This window comes from Rhizobium sp. ZK1 (genome assembly GCF_047782645.1).
GTDB lineage: Bacteria > Pseudomonadota > Alphaproteobacteria > Rhizobiales > Rhizobiaceae > Rhizobium.
The window spans coordinates 4,067,102-4,085,882 of the sequence record NZ_CP180586.1; the positions used below are offsets into that span (position 1 = coordinate 4,067,102).

Consider the following 18,781-nt stretch of genomic DNA (forward strand, 5'->3'; position numbering starts at 1 on the left):
ACCGGCGCTATCTTCGCATGCCGCATAGCGAACGCGGGATGATCGTCGGTCTGTTCGGCGGCTCCTTCAATCCGCCGCATGAGGGCCATGCCCTTGTCGCCGAGATCGCCATCCGCCGCCTGGGGCTCGATCAGCTCTGGTGGATGGTGACACCGGGCAATCCGCTGAAGAGCCGCAACCATCTCGCACCGCTTTCGGAGCGCATCGCACGCAGTGAGGCGATCGCTACCGATCCGCATATCAAGGTCACAGCCTTCGAGCAGTCATTTGGCGTAAGTTATACGGCCAACACGCTCGCCCGCGTGAAGGCACGCAATCCGCATGTGCATTTTATCTGGATCATGGGCGCCGACAGCCTGGAGAATTTCCATCGCTGGCAGAAATGGCAGAATATCGCGCGCACCTTCCCGATCGCCGTTATCGACCGGCCGGGCTCGACGCTCTCCTACCTTTCGTCGAAAATGGCAAAAACCTTCGCCTTTGCCCGCATTGACGAAGACGATGCCCGCATTCTCTGGAAGAAGCCGGCGCCCGCCTGGACCTTCATTCATGGCCCGCGCTCAACCTTGAGCTCGACCGCCATCCGCGACAGCGATCTGCACAAAGCCGCGGAATAAATCGGATTGTCCGGAAGTTGCCGAAAATGAAAAGCCCGACGCGGGAGGAGGTGCGTCGGGCTTAAAACTTGATCGACAACTGGGAGGAGGAGTGTTGTCGATCCTATCGGACGGCTATGGGAGGAGGAGAAGCCGTCGGATGATTGTGTTTTAGCACATTTGTTCAGAAGGTGAATATATACTGGTGCATTGCAGCAATGCGTAGAATGCAGGCCTCGCGACGTTATGGCGACATCAGTTGCCATTTTAATCAGCAAAAACAGATCGATTCAATTCCGTCACCCTTTCGACCTGCCATTTGCCAACTGAATCGCCACAATTTCACCTCAGTAATTTTCGGTCCGCTGTGAGCCATGCGCTTCACGAATGCGTGAGGACGCAGTGCAGGAAGACCGCCTTCCGCTGCCGTTATATTTTATGAAAGGCAACCCTAGCCAAATCTCCCTCGCCGTTATATCCGTCTAGATATTTCGAACTCGGAGAGAAGATCATGCACAATCGCCGCCACTGGATGAAACTGGCAACCGCAGTGATGTCGGCCATCTGGCTTGGCGCAGCAGCGCTTTCCGCACCTGCCGCAGCCGCCGAAAAGATCACCGTTTTCGCAGCCGCAAGCTTGAAGAATGCGCTCGACGCCGCCAACGTCGCCTGGGCGAAGGAAAGCGGTAAGGAAGCCGTCGCTTCCTACGCGGCAAGCGGCGCACTGGCAAAGCAGATCGAAAATGCTGCCCCGGCCGATGTCTTCATCTCCGCCGATTTGAATTGGATGGATTATGTCGCCGACAAAAAGCTGATCAAGCCGGACACGCGTTCCAACCTTCTTGGCAATCGCCTCGTACTCGTCGCCGAAAGCGACAAACAGAAGCCGGTTGAAATCAAGCAGGGCTTCGATCTCGCCGGCTTGCTCGGCGACGGCAAGCTTGCCATGGGCGAACCCAAGTCAGTTCCGGCCGGCAAGTATGGGCAGGCGGCGCTCGACAAACTCGGCGTCTGGAAGTCCGTAGAAACCAAGGTCGCCTATGCGGAAAGTGTGCGCGCCGCACTCGCCTTCGTTTCCCGGGGTGAGGCACCCTACGGCATCGTCTACCAGACGGATGCCGCCGCCGATAAGGGCGTCACGATCGTCGGTGCTTTCCCAGCCGATTCTCACCCGCCGATCATCTATCCGATCGCACTGCTCGCCGAGAGCAAGAACCCGGATGCCGCCGCCTATCTTGATTTCCTGAAGTCGGATAAGGCTGCTCTTTTCTTCACTGCCCAGGGCTTCACGATCCTGAAATAAATGCGAAATTAGCGCTCAGAGCTTAGCGTGAAGGCTCGCTTCGCAGACCTTCTATGTTTCGGAGAAGATGACGCTTGGATATGTTCGGCTTGAGCGATGAGGAATGGACGGCGATCCTGCTGAGCCTGCGCGTTTCCTTCGTCGCCATGGCAGCAAGCCTGCCGCTCGGTATCCTCGTTGCCCTGCTGCTTGCTCGCGGCCGCTTCTGGGGCAAGTCGTTGCTCAACGGCATCATTCACTTGCCGCTGATCCTACCCCCGGTCGTCACCGGCTTCATTCTTCTTATCCTCTTCGGTCGCCGTGGCTCGATCGGCAGCCTGCTCGATCAATATCTCGGCATCGTGCTCTCCTTCCGTTGGACGGGCGCTGCACTTGCCTGCGGCGTCATGGGCTTTCCGCTGATGGTGCGCAGCATTCGCCTGTCCATCGAAGCCGTCGACCGCAAGCTGGAGGAAGCGGCGGGGACGCTTGGCGCGAGCCCGTTATGGGTCTTTCTGACAGTCACGCTGCCGCTCATCATTCCCGGCGTCATTGCCGGCATGATCCTCTGCTTTGCCAAAGCGATGGGCGAGTTCGGCGCCACTATCACATTCGTCTCTAACATTCCCGGCGAAACGCAGACGCTGTCGGCCGCCATCTACACCTTTACCCAGGTGCCGGGTGGCGATTCCGGCGCCATGCGGCTCACCCTTGTTTCCATCGTGATTTCCATGCTCGCCCTGCTCGCTTCGGAATTCCTCACCTATCTCGCCGGCCGGAGGATCGATCCGGAATGACACTTATTGTCGAAGCAAGACATCGCCTCGGCGCCCTCGGACTCGATGCCGCTTTCACCTCCGAGCGCGGTGTGACGGCGCTTTTCGGTCGTTCCGGCTCCGGCAAGACCTCAATGATCCGCATCATCGCCGGCCTCACCCGACCGGCCGAAGGTCGCGTTCTGCTCGAAGGCGAGGTGCTGACGGATACGGCAAAGAGCATCTTCATTCCCCGTCACCGGCGCCGTTTCGGCTATGTCTTCCAGGAGGCGCGGCTCTTTCCGCACCTGAGCGTCCGGGCGAACCTCTCCTATGGCCGCTGGTTCGCGCCGAAATCCACACGCACTGAAAGTTTCGATTACGTCGTCGACCTGCTTGGCATCGGCCAGTTACTTGCCCGCAGCCCCTCCAAATTATCGGGCGGCGAGAAGCAACGCGTCGCGATCGGCCGTGCGCTGCTTTCCTCGCCCCGCCTGCTGCTGATGGACGAACCGCTGGCGGCACTGGACGAGGCCCGCAAAGCCGAAATCCTGCCCTATCTCGAGCGCCTGCGCGACGAGATGGATATTCCAATCGTTTATGTCAGTCATTCGATTTCCGAAGTCTCTCGCCTGGCCAACCAGGTCGTCGTCATGCGCGACGGCAAGGTCGAAGCGGCCGGCCCGGCAGTGGAAGTCCTCAGCCGTTCGTCGCTTCTCCCAGAAGACAGGAAGGAAGCCGGTGCCGTGCTGGAAGGCATGGTCGAAAGCGTCGATCCGACCAATCGGATTGCAACGATCCTGCTGAAATCAGGCAGGCTTTATGTTCCGGGTGTCGCGCCGGCTGCCGGAAAGCCTGTGCGCATCCGCATCCCTGCGCGCGACGTGATGCTGGCAACGCGGAAGCCGAAGGGCTTGAGCGCACTCAACATTTTGGCAGGAACCATAACACAGGTTTCGCCGGCGGAGGATGGAACCGTCGAGATCCGCCTCGATTGCGCCGGCGACGCCGTACTGTCGCGCATTACCGCATTGTCCTGCGAGCGCCTGAACCTGCGGCTTGGTATGCCGGCCTTCGCCGTCATCAAGACGGTTGCGCTGGAAGCCTGATCAGCCTCGGCTTTCGTGTTGGAGATTACAGTTGGCCTGCAGCCAGGCGAGATCGTCGGCTAGGCTGGCGCGCACGGTCCTTTCCATTCCGCGAAAGCGCGCCAGCAGTTCCTCCCCGAACGGCGTCAGCGCAGCGCCGCCGCCCTTCTGGCCACCGCGCTGCGATTCCACCACCGGGGCCTTGAACATGCGGTTCATCTCGGCAACCAGCATCCATGCACGACGATAGGACATGTCCATGGCGCGGCCGGCCGCCGAGATCGAACCTGTCTCGCGAATATGCTCGAGCAGTTCCATCTTGCCGTGGCCGAGGCGATCGTCGTCGGGAAAGGTGATTCGCAGGACGGGTGTGAGCGGATTTTTGGTGGCTTCGGTCATATCGGTCGAAATTTGCAGAGGTCGCCGGCACTTTACGCTCGACCGCAGACGCTGTACACCGCCCCTCCATCTCGACCGAGGGTCGAAATCTCGATTTCGTGACGCCAAATGCGGTTTTCGGCCGTCCGCATGCTGCGCCGCGTCTTGAAACGTTAATGGTTTGATGCCTATCTTAACCATGATCTGGTTGCACCGGATCTGTGTTGTGCATAGTTTGTCATTCCAGGAAAGGGAAAGCACTGACAACAGTACACGCCAAGGGAAAAACGCTCGCCGTTGTCCCGAAGGGTGCGGAACGTGGCGCCGATGCCGCTGCCCGTGCTCTGGAAGCCGTCCTCGTCAGCCTCGAGGACTCGAAAGCTGAAGATATCGTCACCATCAACATTGCCGGAAAATCGGCCCTGGGAGATTACATGGTTGTCGTCTCCGGCCGCTCGAACAGGCACGTCATGGCGATCGCCGATCATCTTCTGACTGATCTCAAGGACGAGGGCTTCGGTACTGCCCGCGTCGAAGGTCAGGAAGGTGGTGACTGGATCCTGATCGATACCGGTGACATCATCGTGCATGTGTTCCGTCCCGAAATCCGCGAATTCTACAACATCGAAAAGATGTGGGCGGCTCCGGATATGGACGAGGAAACGCGGCACTGAACAGGCAGCCCGGCATTCGTCCGGCGCCTGACACGTGATAACTGGCCGGGCCTGCCTTGGATGGCGGGCCGGAAAGTTCACATTGCGCTTCGAAAGGGCGGCACAGCAGGAGCGGATGAATGCGAATTGGTCTTTTTGCGGTGGGACGGCTGAAGTCGGGCCCCGAAAAGGATCTTGCTGCCCGTTATTTCGACCGTTTTGCAAAGGCCGGTCCCGCAGTCGGACTGGAATTCTCTCGTATCGCCGAAGTGGCCGAAAGCCGCGCCTCCAATGCGGAAACCCGCAAGCGCGAGGAGGCGGCTATGCTGCTGAAATCGCTAGCGGAAGGCAGCATCCTCATTCTCCTCGACGAGCGCGGCAAGGCGCTGGACAGCGAAGCTTTCGCCAATCTCCTTGGCAACTATCGCGATCAGGGCAAACGCGACCTGACGATCGCAATCGGTGGCGCGGATGGTCTCGATCCCTCCCTCTATGACCGAGCCGACATGACCCTTTGCCTTGGCAAGATGACGTGGCCGCATCAGATCGTCCGCACGCTGATTGCCGAGCAGCTTTACCGCGCCGTGACCATCCTCTCCGGCCATCCCTATCATCGTGTCTGATGCAGCCTAAAATGGTCACGCAGCCGTGTTTTGCCTCCCGGCCCCTTCTCCTTCAAACTTTCTGGTCAACAGCCCCAAATCAGCTTAGGTTCCGGGCGATTTGAACGAGTAAACCCCGACACGCATGACGAGAGCTGCCCCCAAGCGATCCCGCCTGTTCCTGCCGGCCGTTGCCGCAGGGCTCGGCGCGGCTGTCATTGCCATTTCGGGAAACCCCTTTGCCGTGCAGGCGCAGGATGCTCCGCCACCACCAACTGTTGCCGAACCGGCCGCTCCAGCAACAACAGCCGAACAGCCGCCGCCTGATCCTGCTGCCGAACTTGCAAAGAAACGCGACGAGACGAGAACCGAGTTGGAAAAGCTGTCGAAGACGATCGGCCTTTCCTCTGACAAGGTGACAGAGCTTCAGAGCAGCATCGACAATCTGGAAAAGAGTACGGCGAGCATCCGCCAGGCGCTGATCGATTCCGCCACTCGCCGCAAATCTCTCGAAGGCAAGATCCTCGACAGCGAAAAGAAGCTCGCTGAGCTGGGCGTCAAGGAAGACGGCATTCGCCGCTCGCTGCACGAGCGCCGCGGCCTGCTTGCCGAGGTTCTTGCCGCCCTCCAGCGCATGGGCCGCAACCCGCCCCCTGCCCTTCTCGTGACACCTGACGATGCGCTTGCTTCCGTCCGCAGCGCCATTCTGCTCGGCGCCGTGGTTCCCGGCATCCGCAAGGAGACCGAAAAGCTCGCGGCTGATCTTGCCGACCTCTCGGCACTGCAGACGGCAAGCGCCAAAGAGAAGGAAGGCCTGACCACCACCATGGCAAACAGCCTGGAGGAGGAGCGCCGCATGGACCTGCTGCTTGCCGAAAACGACAAGTTGAGCCGCTCCAACGCCGTCGAACTGGAAGCCGAGAAGCAGCGTTCGCAGGAGCTTGCGAGCAAGGCGACAACGCTGGAAAGCCTCGCCGCCTCGATGGAGACGGAGATTGCCTCGGTGCGCGACGCCGCGGCTGCCGCCCGGCAGGCGGAGGAGAACCGCAAGCTCCTGACCGACGAACAGCGCGCCCAGGCAAAGGCCCTGGCCGACAGCGGGGTGCCTGATAAAAACCGCATTGCGCCCGCATATCCCTTCGGAGAACTGAAGGCGAAACTGGAGCTGCCTGTGGCAGGCGATATTCTGCGCCAGTTCGGCGATGCCGACGGCACCGGACACGAGGCCATGGGAATAACGATCGCGACCAATCCGGAAACGGTGGTGACCGCCCCTGCTGACGGGCTGGTGGTTTTTGCCGGCGCTTTCCGCAGTTATGGCCAGATGATCATTCTCGACGCTGGCGACGGATATCACTTGGTTCTCTCAGGCATGGATACGATCAGCACCCGTCAAGGGAAATTCGTTTTTTCAGGCGAGCCGCTCGCCGTAATGGGTGCGAAAAGAGTGGCAAGCGCGACAGCATTGGCGCTGGAAACAGATCGGCCAACGCTTTACATTGAGTTTCGAAAGGACGGTAAACCGGTCGATTCCCGACCGTGGTGGACCGCCAAAGACACTGGAAAGGCACGCAATGATTCGTAGGGCTTCTCTTGTTCTGGTCGGCGCATTGATGGGCGCGACCGCGATGAGCGTCATTTACTCCGCAGGCGTGCCTGCAGAGGCGGCGGGAGCATCGACCTATAAGGAGCTTTCGGTATTCGGTGACGTCTTCGAACGCGTGCGTGCGCAATACGTAACACCGCCGGCCGAGGACAAGCTGATCGAAAGTGCCATCAATGGCATGCTCTCCTCCCTCGATCCGCATTCCAGCTACATGAATGCGAAGGACGCCGAAGACATGCGCACCCAGACCAAGGGTGAGTTCGGCGGTCTCGGCATCGAAGTCACTATGGAGGACGAACTCGTCAAGGTCATCACTCCGATCGACGACACTCCGGCTGCCAAGGCCGGCGTTCTGGCCGGCGACTATATCTCGGAAATTGACGGCCAGTCTGTTCGCGGCCTGAAGCTCGAAGACGCCGTCGAAAAGATGCGTGGCGCCGTCAACACGCCGATCAAGCTGACGCTCATCCGCAAGGGCGCCGACAAACCGATCGAACTGACGATCGTACGTGACGTTGTTGCCGTTCAGGCGGTCAAGTCGCGTGTTGAAGATGATGTCGGCTACCTGCGCGTCATCTCCTTCACCGAAAAGACCTATCCGGATCTCGAAAAGGCGATCCAGAAGATCAAGGCGACCGTTCCGGCCGACAAGCTCAAGGGCTTTGTCCTTGACCTGCGTCTCAACCCCGGCGGTTTGCTCGATCAGGCGATCAATGTTTCCGACGCCTTCCTGCAGCGCGGCGAAGTAGTGTCCACCCGTGGCCGCAATCCGGACGAAACCCGCCGCTTCAATGCTGGCCCGGGCGACCTGACCGATGGCAAGCCGCTGATCGTCCTCATCAACGGCGGCTCGGCTTCAGCATCGGAAATCGTTGCCGGCGCTCTCCAGGATCTCCGCCGTGCCACCGTTCTCGGCACGCGTTCATTCGGCAAGGGTTCGGTTCAGACGATCATTCCGCTTGGCGAAAACGGCGCGCTGCGCTTGACGACCGCGCTTTACTACACACCGTCGGGCCGCTCGATCCAGGGCACCGGCATCACACCTGACATCAAGGTGGAAGAGCCTCTTCCGGCCGATCTCCAAGGCAAGATGGTGACCGAGGGCGAATCCGCCCTGCGCGGCCACATCAAGGGCCAGAGCGAGACTGAGGAAGGTTCGGGCTCTGTCGCCTACGTCCCGCCGGATCCGAAGGACGACGTGCAGCTCAACTATGCACTCGACCTGCTGCGCGGCAAGAAGACCGATCCGTCATTCCCGCCTGACCCGGAAAAGGCCGTTGTCGCGAAGTAATTCATCGTTCTCAAGGCCGGGCACCCGCCCGGCCTTGAGGCTTTCTGCTGTTTCCCGGTTTTGGAGCGGGCAAGGAATTGGGAACGGATCTGCATGCACCTTTAGGTCGCAACCGCAAGGCCGCGCGCAAGCGCCCCGGCGTGCTGCGGATCGGACAGATCGCCGCGAGCCTCTGCCTTGTCGCGATCGGCGGCTTTTCACTTTACACGGCATTTCGTAGTGATGGCCTCGAACAGTCGAAGCCTCCGGCATCGCAGGACAGAACGGCCACGCCGCCGACCGACACAATTCAGCGACCGTCAACGTCGAGCAATCAGGCAGTAAATGGCATGCCGCGCTCAGAGCCGAACTCGGGTGCCAACGTGGAGCGCATGGTGACCGGGGACGGCTCGGTCATCACCAAGTACAGCCCCCGCCCGCGCGACGGCAGCGGCCCGCTTCTGGTCGATGCCATGCAGAAGGGCCAGGATCCCCGCATGGCGGACATCCCCAACGACAGTCTGCTCGAAGAAACGCCCTTCGGCCGGCTGCCGATCACGGGTCCCGATGGCCGACGGCCGATGGATCAATATGCGCGGCCATGGTCCGGCACGCGCGGCACCCGCATCGCGATCGTCCTCAGCGGACTCGGTCTGAGCCAGACCGGCACGCAGCGCGCCATCAAGCAATTGCCGGAAGAAATTACCTTCGCTTTTGCCGCCAGCGGCAACAGCCTGCAGCGCTGGATGCAGGATGCCCGCCGCGGTGGTCACGAAATTTTGCTGCAAGTGCCACTGGAGCCATTCGATTATCCAGCGAATGATCCAGGACCGGATACGCTGCTGACCTCGAAGCCCGTGGCGCACAACATCGAAAGCCTGCATCGGGCGATGGGCGAGATCACCAATTATACCGGCATCATGAACTATCTGGGCGGACGTTTCCTCTCCGATCCCAAGGCCATGGAACCGATCATGCGGGATATCGGCAAGCGCGGCCTGCTCTTCCTCGATGACGGCACTTCGGCGCAATCCAAGACCGCTGTGATCGCCAAGGGCACGGAGCTTCCTTACGCTTTCGCCGACCTGCAACTGGACAGCCAGGTCGATGTGAACACCATCCTGCAAAAACTCGATGAATTGGAGCGCATAGCCCGTCGCAACGGCCAGGCGATCGGTGTTGCCTCGGCTTTCGACGAGAGCATTGACGCGATCTCTAAATGGAGCGAGGAAGCGACCATGCGCGGTATCGAAATCGTCGGCGTTGCAGCGCTCGTCAATGACCCCAACAATCCCTGAGCGGAGAGAACCATGAGCCAGGCGCCCGTAAGAGCCGAGGACCTGCCCTATCGCCCCTGCGTCGGCGTGATGATCCTGAACCGCGAAGGCCTCGTCTGGGCCGGACGGCGTATTCCCGACGGCAATTCGGAATATGACGGCTCGCCCCAGCTCTGGCAGATGCCGCAAGGCGGCATCGACAAGGGCGAGGACCCACTGGAAGCGGCCTATCGCGAGCTTTACGAGGAAACCGGCATCAAGACCGTGACGCTGCTCGCCGAGGCCACGGACTGGATCAATTACGACTTGCCCCCGCAACTGATCGGCATCGGCCTGAGGGGTAAATATCGCGGCCAGACCCAGCGCTGGTTCGCCTTCCGCTTCGAGGGCGACGAAAGCGAGATCGCCATCAATCCCCCGCCCAGCGGCCATGAGCCGGAATTCGACGCCTGGGAATGGAAGCCGATGGAAGACCTGCCCGGCCTGATCGTTCCCTTCAAGCGCGCCGTCTATGAACGGGTCGTGGCGGAATTCAGCCATCTCCCCGGCCTGATCCCGGAAGATTGAGCATCGGCCGAAGCTTTCATCAATGCGTCCGAAACGAAACCGGCCGCCCGAGAGGCGGCCGGCTGAGATAATATTGCGGATGGCGAATTATTCGGCTTCGTTGGCCGAGTCGGCGTTGAGTTGGCCGTACTTCGCTTCGCCGATCTTCTCGAGCAGGTCGAGCTGCGTTTCGAGGAAGTCGATATGGCCTTCTTCGTCTGCCAGCAGTTCTTCGAAAAGCTTCATGGAAACGTAGTCGCCTGCGTCATGACAGATGTCGCGCGACTTCTTGTAAGCGGTGCGGGCGTCGTATTCGCCGGCAAGATCGGCCTCCAGAACTTCCTTGACGTTCTGACCGATGCGCAGCGGCGCGAGCGTCTGCAGATTGGGATGGCCTTCGAGGAAGATGATACGCGCGACCAGACGGTCGGCATGGTGCATTTCTTCGATCGATTCGGCACGCTCCTTCTTGGCGAGCTTGGTATAACCCCAATCCTCAAGAAGGCGATAATGAACCCAATACTGGTTGACTGCACCGAGCTCTAGGAAAAGGGCCTCGTTAAGCCGCTCGATGACTTTTTTGTCGCCTTTCAATGTCCGCTCTCCTGTTTTCTTCATGGAATTCTCTCAGGCGGGACATGAAATCAAATATTTCCGATTCCGTCGAGTGGTGACGGGCGTGATAATCTTCGGTTGTCTGGATGATGATATCGACAACGTTCGGGAAGCAACCGCAGCAGCGACCGCGTTTGGCCATGGCGTGATAGACCTTTGCAGGCACGATCAACTGCCAGCAATCTTCATCAAGAAGATTGTTGATGACGTCCCGGATTTCCTTGTCGGTTATGTAATTGCAACTGCAGACGAGCACGTCTTCATTCCAAACATGACACTCACTATCGTGTTTTCTGCAAAAGAAGATAGGAACTGTCAAGAAAATTCGCGACCCTCATCCGATCACGTTTCCGCGGCGGGACATCACACGCCGGCGAGCTTGTCCTTAAGTCCTTAAGAAGCATGAATTTCCAGGCTGCGAAGACTCATCAGTGGAAATTACGCCCGCGCGGCATTACGCTTGCAGTCTCTGCGATATCGCCATCTCTCACTCTCTCTGATGGCCTTCTCTCGCCGATCTTTCTGAGCAGGTTGTCCCGCGCCAGAATATCTGCCTTTTTCCGCTGCCGGTGATCCTGTGTCGCGCGCAACACCTCGTCCGAGCGCTCGCTGACGCCGAAGCGTTTCGTCTCTCGCTGAAGGAGACCGAGCAACGGCGTCATATCCTCAATGTGTTCGACGACGGTATGGATGACGCCACTCTGGCTTTGTAATTTGCCGTAGATTTTTACAAGTCGAGCGCCCATGACCACTGCGCGGTATCTTTCGAAGATTTTCTTCCAGACGATGGCATTGGCAACACCGGTCTCGTCCTCCAGCGTGATGAAAATCACACCTTTCGCGGAACCCGGCTGCTGACGCACCAGCACCAACCCCGCGATGACCACGCGCCTCCCATTCGCAACGCGAAGCAGATCGACATTGCGCGTCACACCTGCCCTGCCCAGCTCTTCACGCAGGAAGGAAACGGGGTGCCCTTTCAAAGATAGCGACAGGTAGCGGTAATCCTCGATGACCTGTTCACCCGACAGCATGTCAGGGAGCTTGGCAGCTGGCTCAGGCTGAAGATCGATGTGGCGGACCGTCTCGAAGAGCGGTAGTTCCTCAGCCGCGCTTTTCATATCCAGCGCTCGCACCGCCCACAACGCCTGACGTCGTGATAGCCCGATGGACTGAAAAGCATCTGCATCTGCCAGCCGTTCGATAACAGATTTCTGCAGGCCGGAGCGCAGCCAGAGGTCACGCACAGAATGGTAACCCTCACCGCGGTTTTCGACGAGCTGTCCCATATCCTTAGAGGAAACGCCCTTGATCTGCAGAAGACCAAGCCGAACAGCGTGGCGAGTCTTGATGATATCCCGCATCTCGTCGTGGCGAAAATCGACACTTGCTCGGTCAAAAACCGCTTCCTCAAGGGTACATTCCCAATCCGAGTAATTGATATCGGTCGGCAGGACTTTAACGCCATGCTCGCGCGCATCCCGCACCAGCTGTGCCGGCGCATAAAAGCCCATCGGCTGTGAGTTCAGCATCGCGGCACAGAAGACATCAGGATAATAGGCTTTCAGCCAAGAGGAGGCGTAAACGAGCAGCGCGAAGGAAGCGGCGTGGCTTTCCGGAAAGCCGTATTCACCGAAGCCTTTGATTTGGTTGAAGCATTGCTCCGCGAATTCTTTTGAATAACGATCATCTGCGGTCATTCCATCGATGAAACGCTCATGGAAATTGCCGATCGTGCCGGTTCTTTTAAAAGTCGCCATTGCTCTTCGAAGTCGGTCGGCCTCTGCTGGCTTGAAACCAGCTGCGGTAATGGCAATCTGCATGGCCTGCTCCTGAAACAAAGGAACTCCGAGGGTTCTTTCAAGAACAGTCCTGAGTTCATCGCTAGGATATTCGATTGGAAGATTCTTCTTTTGCAGCTCCCTGCGCTTTAGGTATGGATGCACCATGTCGCCCTGAATCGGTCCTGGCCGGACGATGGCCACTTCGATGACAAGGTCATAAAATACTCTCGGTTTCAGGCGCGGCAGCATGCTCATCTGCGCCCGGCTTTCGATCTGGAAAACACCAAGCGTATCGGCCCGACCCATCATGTCATAGACTGGTTCGCCCTCCTCTCCGTGCTCTTTATTGCCAAGGTCGCAGAGGGTCTTTTTCACATCATAATGCAGTTCGAGCAGCGTGAATGCTCTGCGCAAGCAGGTCAGCATGCCAAGCGCCAGGACATCCACCTTGAGAATTTTGACATTGTCGAGATCGTCCTTGTCCCACTCGATCATGTAGCGATCCGGCATTGCCGTCTTCATAATCGGCACGACTTCATCGAGCCGGTCTCGTGTGATAACGAAACCACCGACATGCTGAGTGAGATGGCGTGGAAAGCTGAGAAGCTCGGAGGCATATTTCAGCACGTTCCGAGTCACCGGATCTTTGACATCGAGACCTGCTGCCCTGGCATCCCGTTCAGAGAGATTGTCTTCGGACCATCCCCAGACGAGACTGCTGATCGCCGACTGAACATCCTCCGAGAGACCGAAAGCCTTGGCGACTTCGCGGCCGGCTGAACGGGTGCGATAGCTGGTGACAGCAGCTGTCAGTCCCGCATGATCCAAGCCGTATCTTTTATAAATGAATTGAATGACCTCTTCTCGTCGCTCATGCTCGAAATCGACATCGATATCCGGTGGCTCGTCCCGATCCATCGAAATGAACCGGTCGAAAAGAAGCGTGCTCTTTTGAGGATCAACCTCCGTAATTTCCAGACAATAACAAATAACCGAATTGGCGGCTGAACCACGTCCCTGACAGAGAACTTTGAGCTCATAACGGGCATGATGAATAATCCTGTGCACCGTAAGAAAGTAGGAGGCGTAGTTTTTGTCACCTATGAGATTCAGCTCGTAGTCGATCTGCTTCGCCACATTGTCAGGAACGCCGTCAGGGTAGCGTTTTGCAGCACCTGCCTTCGTCAACCTTTCAAGCGTCTCCTGCGGTGTTTCGCCGGGATCGTTTTCAGGGGGATAATTGTGTTTGAGCTCGTTCAGCGAAAAGTTCAGCTTGCCAAAGAATACCTGTGTGTTCTCGACCGCATCTGGATAGTCTCGAAATAGTCTGGACATTTCACGTGAATCTTTGAGATACCGCTCTCCATTCGGCGCCAACATGAATCCGGCTTCCGATATCTGCACATGCTCCCGGATTGCGATCACGACGTCCGAAAGCGGCCTCCGCTCGGGGTGATGATAAAGCGGTTGGTTGCTTGCAATCAGCGGCACACGATTGCGAGTGGCAAGCATGGCAAGCACTGCAAGGGCTTGTCGGTCGCGGCCGTCATAGGCCGGCGACAGCGTCATAAAAAATGTCTTCTCGAAGCGTTTTAGAAACCGTTCCAGATAGTTTTCGAGTTCCAGCTGCTTGGTTGGGTCTTTTACGACAATTCGGTCGGGGACGAGAGCAAGCATCATTTCGTCGCCCCATTCCATAAGCTCCGCTTCCGTCAGGATGCATGTTCCCTTGATAGCCTCCTTCTTTAGATTGCCGGCGCTGAGCAGGCGACAGAGGTTTGCCCATCCTTTCCGGGTACGCGGATAGGCAAGGATATCAGGCGTTCCATCGGAGAAGACAAGGCGGGCGCCAGGCTGAATCCGGATGGGATCAAGAATGATCTCCGTTTTTCCCTTCTTATTCGCCTCGGCTAAAATCGCTTCCCGGTTCTTGTATCTCTCAACTAGCTGTTCTGCCTGCGCATGAGCCCGCACCACGCCGGCAACCGAATTGCGGTCCGCGATACCGAGGCCGCCAAGCTTCAGGAAAGCGGCTTGTACGACCATCTCTTCCGGCTTGGAAGCGCCTTCGAGAAACGAGAAATTCGTCTTCGCACCGATCTCAAAGAAGGCAGGTTCAGGGCTCATGCAAAGACCCCATGCATGAACCAGCAAGGATTGGGATTCTTACCATAGAGGCCTCGGCGATAAATCCAGAAGCGATGTCCAGCATCATCCTCGATCCGGAAATAGTCGCGCGCCTCGGCATCATCGCCATCGGCCCACCATTCCATGGCGATCCGTTCCGGCCCTTCGCTCTTTGCCACCAGATGCCGCATGCGCCGCCATCGGAAAGCCTGCGGCGCACCGTCAGGCACTTCGGCAAATGCGACCTCGACAGGCTCGGGCGTTGCAAAGAGCCGCAGGGGCCTCTCCTCGCGGAAGGGAAGGGCATTGTTCTGCTCCACCTTGCGCCGTGCCGGAAGGCTTTCCATTGCCGGCACCGTGATCACGGCACGCTCCGGCACATGGCTCTCGCGAAGCTGGAAGCTTTGCAGGCAATCCGCGCCAAGCCGCGCCGCAACACGATCGACAAAAGTCGAAAGCGAGATTTCCCCTTGCCGATCGCCTTCGAAATCGCCCTGCGCATCATGGAACGGATCATGCCGCAGCACGTTCAGGCGCAGGATCTCGAAACCATAGCCGGCATCGATATCGTCGTAGATAACCTGCAGCCGCTCCGAAAACAGCCCTGCGACGAGCTTCGGTTCGCGAATTGGCCGTGAAGCGCCGACGGAAATGCGGAAAACCCTGCCATCGACACGAAACAGCACCAGCTCGAACACCCTTCCACCAGCGCCTCGCGCCTCCAGTGACGGTTTCAGTGACACGGCAACCTGTCCGGTGACAGCAAGGATCTGTTCTTCCGTTCCGATCGGCTCGACCAGGCGGCGTTCGGACGAGAGGCTGGCGACGGGACGCCGGGGCGAGATCGGCTCTTCCTCGCGCCCCAGTGCTTGATCGAGGCGCAGAAGCAGTGTCGGCCCGAAGCGGCGGGTCAGCGGCGCCCGCGGCGCATGGATGACGTCGCCGACATATTTGAGGCCAAGCTTCCTCAAGGCATCGACAGTCTGGCCTTCCAGCCGCAAGGCCGCGACGGGCAGCGGTATCAGCATACGCTCCGTCTCCTCATCCTCCACGACGCCGCCTTGTCCGAAGCGGGAGACGGCCCAGGAAAGACCCGGCGATGAGGAGATCGCGCCGCGCACATCGAGCCCCATATGAAAGAGCCGCGACAGGATATCCTTGAGAAGCGCGCTTTCACCGCCGAAGAGATGGGCACAGCCGGTAATATCGAGAAACAGCCCGTCCTTACCGTCGAGCGCTACCATCGGCGTATAGCGGTCGCACCAGTCGGCGATCGCTTCCAGCAGCCGGCAGTCGGCTGCAGGATCCTCTTCCACGACATCGAGCGCCGGATACATGGCGCGCGCTTCGGCAACGCCCTGTTCCTTCCTCAATCCCAACTTCTCGGCGAACTCGTCCAGCGCCGTCAGCCGCATGGCATTGTTGAGCTTGCCGGAACAGACGATCGGTGACGCTTCAGGACGCCCTTTCGAACGCCAGGACAGACCCCATCGCTTGCGCGCGATGCGGTCCGTCGCCAGATGCGGAAAGCTGAGCGCCAGAATGCGCTGACTGTTCGCCTGGAGGACGAGCGAAACCTGGTTCGTCGATGGGGAGAAATTCGCGTTCATGGGGGTTCCACTCCAGAAGAAAGGAGAGCGGGGCCGGATTGCGGCTCTTCTCCAGCGTGAGACGGAAAATCGGATTGCCGATGCTGCCGGAAAGCTTCGATCCGTCCGGCAGCGGCCGCAAGTCAGACGGCGCCGGTTCGACATGCAGGCGGAAAGCAGCGCTACTCGCCTCCTCCTCCCCGGCCTGGCGGACGAGAAAGAGCGGACGGCGGACAGCGCGCGCCCTGAGACTGAGCCGGCGGCTTTCGGTCAGGCCGAAATGCAGGGGATTGCCGCGCACTTCGAAGACGACGACCGAGAAGGCAGCACTTTCGATGGCCGCTTCCGCCAGCCAGAGCGCGTCCTCCAGCTTGCGCGGCGCGGCATGGAAAAACCTTTCCGGCTTCAGCCCGAAATCCTTCAGCCCCGGAGCATAGGGGCGACCCGCCTCCAGTGTGCCGACGGCATCACCGATCCAGAGCAACGGCAGCAGCCTGCTGGTGTCCTCCTCCTGCTTCTGCAGTCGCGCCGCAATGGCCATCGCCAGTCCACTCGCCGCCCCTGCATCGCCGGAACTCGCCGCGCGGAACTCGGTAATCGCATCGAGCTGCAGACCGCCTTCCAGGGCCTTATCGAACGGTTCAATGCCAAAAGATAGCCGAGGCAGAATGTGCTCCTGCCGCCTCTCGCGTCCTTCCGCCAGGGCTTCCCTTTCCGCCGCAGCAAGCGTCGGCGCGGGTTTTCCCTCCAGTCGGGCAATGGTTTCGCGGAGCGCAAAAAGCCGCTCGCGCGCCAGGGCGGTCTGCGCCATGGCGTTCACTCCATTCATCGTGTTCCTGTTATGTTCTTATAGATTCCAGAGCTCTAATAGAGAGTCAACCGGCATTTTATAAGAATTTATTCCTGCCTTTGATTCCGCACTCGAAAATCGGCAATAAAGGTTCTATATGGGCCGGCAAAGGAAGGAATATTCATGGCCCAGATAGACCAGAGCGATGATTGGCGGGACCGCCACGCGCCGACGATCAGCGCCTTCGAGTCGCTGGCAATGGAGGCCTACAGCCATCTGCCGGACGAATTTCGCAAGCTGACGACCAATCTGACCATCGAGATCGAGGATTTCCCCGATGACGAAGTCTTTGAGGATATGGCGCTGGAAACGCCCTTCGACCTGCTCGGCCTTTTCGAAGGCCGCGGCATCTCGGAACGCTTTACCCTGGAAACCGGGGAGATGCCGAACCGCATCCGCCTCTATCGCCGTCCGATCCTCGATTACTGGGCAGAAAATGACGAGACGCTGGGTGACATCATCACCCATGTGCTGATCCATGAGATCGGCCACCACTTCGGTCTCAGCGACGATGACATGGAACGCATCGAGGCGAGCGCCGAAGAGGCTGCTGAACGCTGATATTATTGCTCGGACAGCTTCATGTCCGGGTCATAATCCTTGCCCTCGACCTCCTTGACGACCGACTGGCCGCACTGCATCTGGCCAGTCGCAGCGTTGAAGGCATAGGTGGGCGAACCGGATAGTGACCAGCCCTTGTTCAGCGCCGCCGTCACCTTGTGGCAGAAGGAAGCGTCGTCAGGACCTGTCAGGAAGCGGTAGAGTTTCATCAGGCGGGCTTTCTTGCAGAAATCAGGTGCGCTTTATGAACCAGAGCTTCGGCCTGGACAAGATGCAGCCGCTCGATCATCCGTCCGTTCGCATTGATGACATTGAGCCCTCCGGTAACCGGATCGGCGAAGGCAGCAATGATGGCCTCCGCCTCCGCGATGTCCTCCGCGCTTGGCCCGAAATGCCGGTTGGCGGCTACAATCTGTGCCGGATGGATCAGCATCTTGCCAACAAAGCCCATGGCGCGGCCCTGCCCGCATTCGGTATCGAAGCCATCGCCATCCTGGAAATCGTTGAAGACGCTGTCGAGCGCATCGAGACCGTAGGCCTTTACCGCCAAAACGACCTGCATCAGCCAAGGCACGAGATAGGTTCGCCCCGGCTGCGGCAAGACGCCCGTTTCCTTGCGCAAATCGTTGAGCCCGACGACTAGGCAATCAAGCCGCGATCCCGGCGTGCGGCCGGATTCAGTGATCGCTGCGGCATTCAGCACGCCGCGCGGCGTCTCGATCATCGCCCAGATCCGCAATTCTTCCGGCGCATAGGCCTCGGCAAGCAGGTCGTTGATATCAGTCACATCCTGTGGCTCATCCACCTTCGGAAGGAGAACGGCATCGGGCGAAAGCGCCTTGACGAGTTCCAGATCCGCCAGCCCGAATCCGGATGACAAAGAATTGATACGAATGATCCTTTCCTTGCTTTCGAGCGGCGGCCCGGCAAAAAAGGCCTTCAGATTATCGCGCGCTTCCGCCTTCTTCTCGGGTGCGACGGAATCCTCCAGATCGAAAATAAACGCATCGCAATCAAGGGAATGGGTCTTTTCAAGTGCACGCGCATTGATGGCGGGCACGCTCAGCACCGAGCGGCGCAAACGCAGGGAACGAAGAGGTGGTGTTCGGCTCATGGACCATTAGTGCCAAGCTTCGCAAAGCCCTGCAAGACAACAAAAAGCCATGCTTGGCTTGCAGAGAGGAAAAAGAAGGACCACATTC

At 58.9% G+C, this 18,781-nt stretch carries 19 protein-coding genes; 11 read left to right on the forward strand and 8 right to left on the reverse strand.

What is annotated here, in order from left to right; all coding sequences use genetic code 11:
- The first annotated feature begins 17 nt into the window (after nucleotides 1-17).
- From ACK9YZ_RS20505 to modC, 4 genes are all read left to right on the forward strand, one after another.
- On the forward strand, nucleotides 18-617 hold the full coding sequence (locus ACK9YZ_RS20505; RefSeq protein WP_253958333.1) for a nicotinate-nucleotide adenylyltransferase: 600 nt from the start codon (nucleotides 18-20) through the stop codon (nucleotides 615-617).
- Between the two features lie 490 nt (nucleotides 618-1,107).
- Nucleotides 1,108-1,899, forward strand: a complete 792-nt coding sequence (gene modA, locus ACK9YZ_RS20510; RefSeq protein ID WP_416064999.1) for a molybdate ABC transporter substrate-binding protein — start codon at nucleotides 1,108-1,110, stop codon at nucleotides 1,897-1,899.
- A gap of 74 nt (nucleotides 1,900-1,973) precedes the next feature.
- Entirely contained in the window at nucleotides 1,974-2,675 is a 702-nt protein-coding gene (gene modB, locus ACK9YZ_RS20515; RefSeq protein ID WP_416065000.1) for a molybdate ABC transporter permease subunit, read from the forward strand.
- On the forward strand, nucleotides 2,672-3,742 hold the full coding sequence (gene modC, locus ACK9YZ_RS20520; protein WP_416065001.1) for a molybdenum ABC transporter ATP-binding protein: 1,071 nt from the start codon (nucleotides 2,672-2,674) through the stop codon (nucleotides 3,740-3,742). Before modB ends, modC begins: the two co-directional genes overlap by 4 nt.
- On the opposite strand, the gene ACK9YZ_RS20525 is transcribed toward modC, so the two are convergent.
- Nucleotides 3,743-4,120 carry a winged helix-turn-helix domain-containing protein gene (locus tag ACK9YZ_RS20525; RefSeq protein ID WP_216756352.1) on the reverse strand — a complete coding sequence of 126 codons (378 nt, stop codon included), beginning with the start codon at nucleotides 4,118-4,120 and terminating at the stop codon, nucleotides 3,743-3,745.
- Between the two features lie 209 nt (nucleotides 4,121-4,329).
- Between ACK9YZ_RS20525 and rsfS the strand changes: the two genes are divergently transcribed.
- The 6 genes from rsfS to ACK9YZ_RS20555 all read left to right on the forward strand — a co-directional run bounded on the left by rsfS (nucleotide 4,330) and on the right by ACK9YZ_RS20555 (nucleotide 10,074).
- On the forward strand, nucleotides 4,330-4,773 hold the full coding sequence (rsfS, locus tag ACK9YZ_RS20530; protein ID WP_216758952.1) for a ribosome silencing factor: 444 nt from the start codon (nucleotides 4,330-4,332) through the stop codon (nucleotides 4,771-4,773).
- Nucleotides 4,774-4,892: 119 nt separating this feature from the next.
- Nucleotides 4,893-5,375, forward strand: coding sequence for a 23S rRNA (pseudouridine(1915)-N(3))-methyltransferase RlmH (gene rlmH, locus ACK9YZ_RS20535; protein WP_216756353.1), 483 nt, complete (start codon nucleotides 4,893-4,895; stop codon nucleotides 5,373-5,375).
- Between the two features lie 154 nt (nucleotides 5,376-5,529).
- Nucleotides 5,530-6,939, forward strand: a complete 1,410-nt coding sequence (locus tag ACK9YZ_RS20540) for a murein hydrolase activator EnvC family protein (protein ID WP_416066781.1) — start codon at nucleotides 5,530-5,532, stop codon at nucleotides 6,937-6,939.
- Nucleotides 6,929-8,251 (forward strand): S41 family peptidase, encoded by a 1,323-nt coding sequence (locus ACK9YZ_RS20545; RefSeq protein WP_216756354.1) that lies wholly within the window; start codon nucleotides 6,929-6,931, stop codon nucleotides 8,249-8,251. The genes ACK9YZ_RS20540 and ACK9YZ_RS20545 overlap by 11 nt, the downstream gene beginning before the upstream one ends.
- Nucleotides 8,252-8,328: 77 nt before the next feature.
- Complete coding sequence (locus ACK9YZ_RS20550; RefSeq protein ID WP_416065002.1) at nucleotides 8,329-9,528, forward strand: divergent polysaccharide deacetylase family protein; 1,200 nt, start codon at nucleotides 8,329-8,331, stop codon at nucleotides 9,526-9,528.
- Nucleotides 9,529-9,540: 12 nt separating this feature from the next.
- Nucleotides 9,541-10,074 (forward strand): RNA pyrophosphohydrolase, encoded by a 534-nt coding sequence (locus tag ACK9YZ_RS20555; RefSeq protein WP_216756356.1) that lies wholly within the window; start codon nucleotides 9,541-9,543, stop codon nucleotides 10,072-10,074.
- A gap of 87 nt (nucleotides 10,075-10,161) precedes the next feature.
- On the opposite strand, the gene bfr is transcribed toward ACK9YZ_RS20555, so the two are convergent.
- The 5 genes from bfr to ACK9YZ_RS20580 form a co-directional block, all read right to left on the reverse strand.
- Nucleotides 10,162-10,647, reverse strand: coding sequence for a bacterioferritin (bfr, locus tag ACK9YZ_RS20560; RefSeq protein ID WP_027512212.1), 486 nt, complete (start codon nucleotides 10,645-10,647; stop codon nucleotides 10,162-10,164).
- Complete coding sequence (locus ACK9YZ_RS20565; protein WP_253958334.1) at nucleotides 10,613-10,993, reverse strand: (2Fe-2S)-binding protein; 381 nt, start codon at nucleotides 10,991-10,993, stop codon at nucleotides 10,613-10,615. The genes bfr and ACK9YZ_RS20565 overlap by 35 nt, the downstream gene beginning before the upstream one ends.
- Before the next feature lie 103 nt (nucleotides 10,994-11,096).
- A complete protein-coding gene (locus ACK9YZ_RS20570; RefSeq protein ID WP_416065003.1) occupies nucleotides 11,097-14,579 on the reverse strand; it encodes an error-prone DNA polymerase in 3,483 nt (1,160 codons plus the stop codon).
- A complete protein-coding gene (locus ACK9YZ_RS20575) occupies nucleotides 14,576-15,994 on the reverse strand; it encodes a DNA polymerase Y family protein (protein WP_416066782.1) in 1,419 nt (472 codons plus the stop codon). The genes ACK9YZ_RS20570 and ACK9YZ_RS20575 overlap by 4 nt, the downstream gene beginning before the upstream one ends.
- 40 nt (nucleotides 15,995-16,034) lie before the next feature.
- A complete protein-coding gene (locus tag ACK9YZ_RS20580; protein ID WP_253958259.1) occupies nucleotides 16,035-16,979 on the reverse strand; it encodes an ImuA family protein in 945 nt (314 codons plus the stop codon).
- 162 nt (nucleotides 16,980-17,141) lie between these two features.
- Between ACK9YZ_RS20580 and ACK9YZ_RS20585 the strand changes: the two genes are divergently transcribed.
- Nucleotides 17,142-17,579 carry a metallopeptidase family protein gene (locus ACK9YZ_RS20585; RefSeq protein ID WP_216756360.1) on the forward strand — a complete coding sequence of 146 codons (438 nt, stop codon included), beginning with the start codon at nucleotides 17,142-17,144 and terminating at the stop codon, nucleotides 17,577-17,579.
- 2 nt (nucleotides 17,580-17,581) lie between these two features.
- On the opposite strand, the gene ACK9YZ_RS20590 is transcribed toward ACK9YZ_RS20585, so the two are convergent.
- Together ACK9YZ_RS20590 and ACK9YZ_RS20595 are read right to left on the reverse strand one after the other, a co-directional pair.
- Nucleotides 17,582-17,788: a DUF1737 domain-containing protein gene (locus ACK9YZ_RS20590; RefSeq protein ID WP_216756361.1), complete on the reverse strand. Its 207-nt coding sequence runs from the start codon at nucleotides 17,786-17,788 to the stop codon at nucleotides 17,582-17,584.
- Nucleotides 17,788-18,693: an HpcH/HpaI aldolase/citrate lyase family protein gene (locus tag ACK9YZ_RS20595; protein WP_216756362.1), complete on the reverse strand. Its 906-nt coding sequence runs from the start codon at nucleotides 18,691-18,693 to the stop codon at nucleotides 17,788-17,790. Before ACK9YZ_RS20595 ends, ACK9YZ_RS20590 begins: the two co-directional genes overlap by 1 nt.
- Nucleotides 18,694-18,781: the final 88 nt, after the last annotated feature.

Coding starts and splice junctions, on each gene's coding strand:
- ACK9YZ_RS20505 (WP_253958333.1), top strand. CDS start 18: ATGCCGCATAGCGAACGCGGGATGATCGTCGGTCTGTTCGGCGGCTCC.
- modA (WP_416064999.1), top strand. CDS start 1,108: ATGCACAATCGCCGCCACTGGATGAAACTGGCAACCGCAGTGATGTCG.
- modC (WP_416065001.1), top strand. CDS start 2,672: ATGACACTTATTGTCGAAGCAAGACATCGCCTCGGCGCCCTCGGACTC.
- ACK9YZ_RS20525 (WP_216756352.1), bottom strand. CDS start 4,120: ATGACCGAAGCCACCAAAAATCCGCTCACACCCGTCCTGCGAATCACC.
- rlmH (WP_216756353.1), top strand. CDS start 4,893: ATGCGAATTGGTCTTTTTGCGGTGGGACGGCTGAAGTCGGGCCCCGAA.
- ACK9YZ_RS20545 (WP_216756354.1), top strand. CDS start 6,929: ATGATTCGTAGGGCTTCTCTTGTTCTGGTCGGCGCATTGATGGGCGCG.
- ACK9YZ_RS20555 (WP_216756356.1), top strand. CDS start 9,541: ATGAGCCAGGCGCCCGTAAGAGCCGAGGACCTGCCCTATCGCCCCTGC.
- ACK9YZ_RS20570 (WP_416065003.1), bottom strand. CDS start 14,579: ATGAGCCCTGAACCTGCCTTCTTTGAGATCGGTGCGAAGACGAATTTC.
- ACK9YZ_RS20575 (WP_416066782.1), bottom strand. CDS start 15,994: ATGCGGCTGACGGCGCTGGACGAGTTCGCCGAGAAGTTGGGATTGAGG.
- ACK9YZ_RS20580 (WP_253958259.1), bottom strand. CDS start 16,979: ATGGCGCAGACCGCCCTGGCGCGCGAGCGGCTTTTTGCGCTCCGCGAA.
- ACK9YZ_RS20585 (WP_216756360.1), top strand. CDS start 17,142: ATGGCCCAGATAGACCAGAGCGATGATTGGCGGGACCGCCACGCGCCG.
- ACK9YZ_RS20590 (WP_216756361.1), bottom strand. CDS start 17,788: ATGAAACTCTACCGCTTCCTGACAGGTCCTGACGACGCTTCCTTCTGC.
- ACK9YZ_RS20595 (WP_216756362.1), bottom strand. CDS start 18,693: ATGAGCCGAACACCACCTCTTCGTTCCCTGCGTTTGCGCCGCTCGGTG.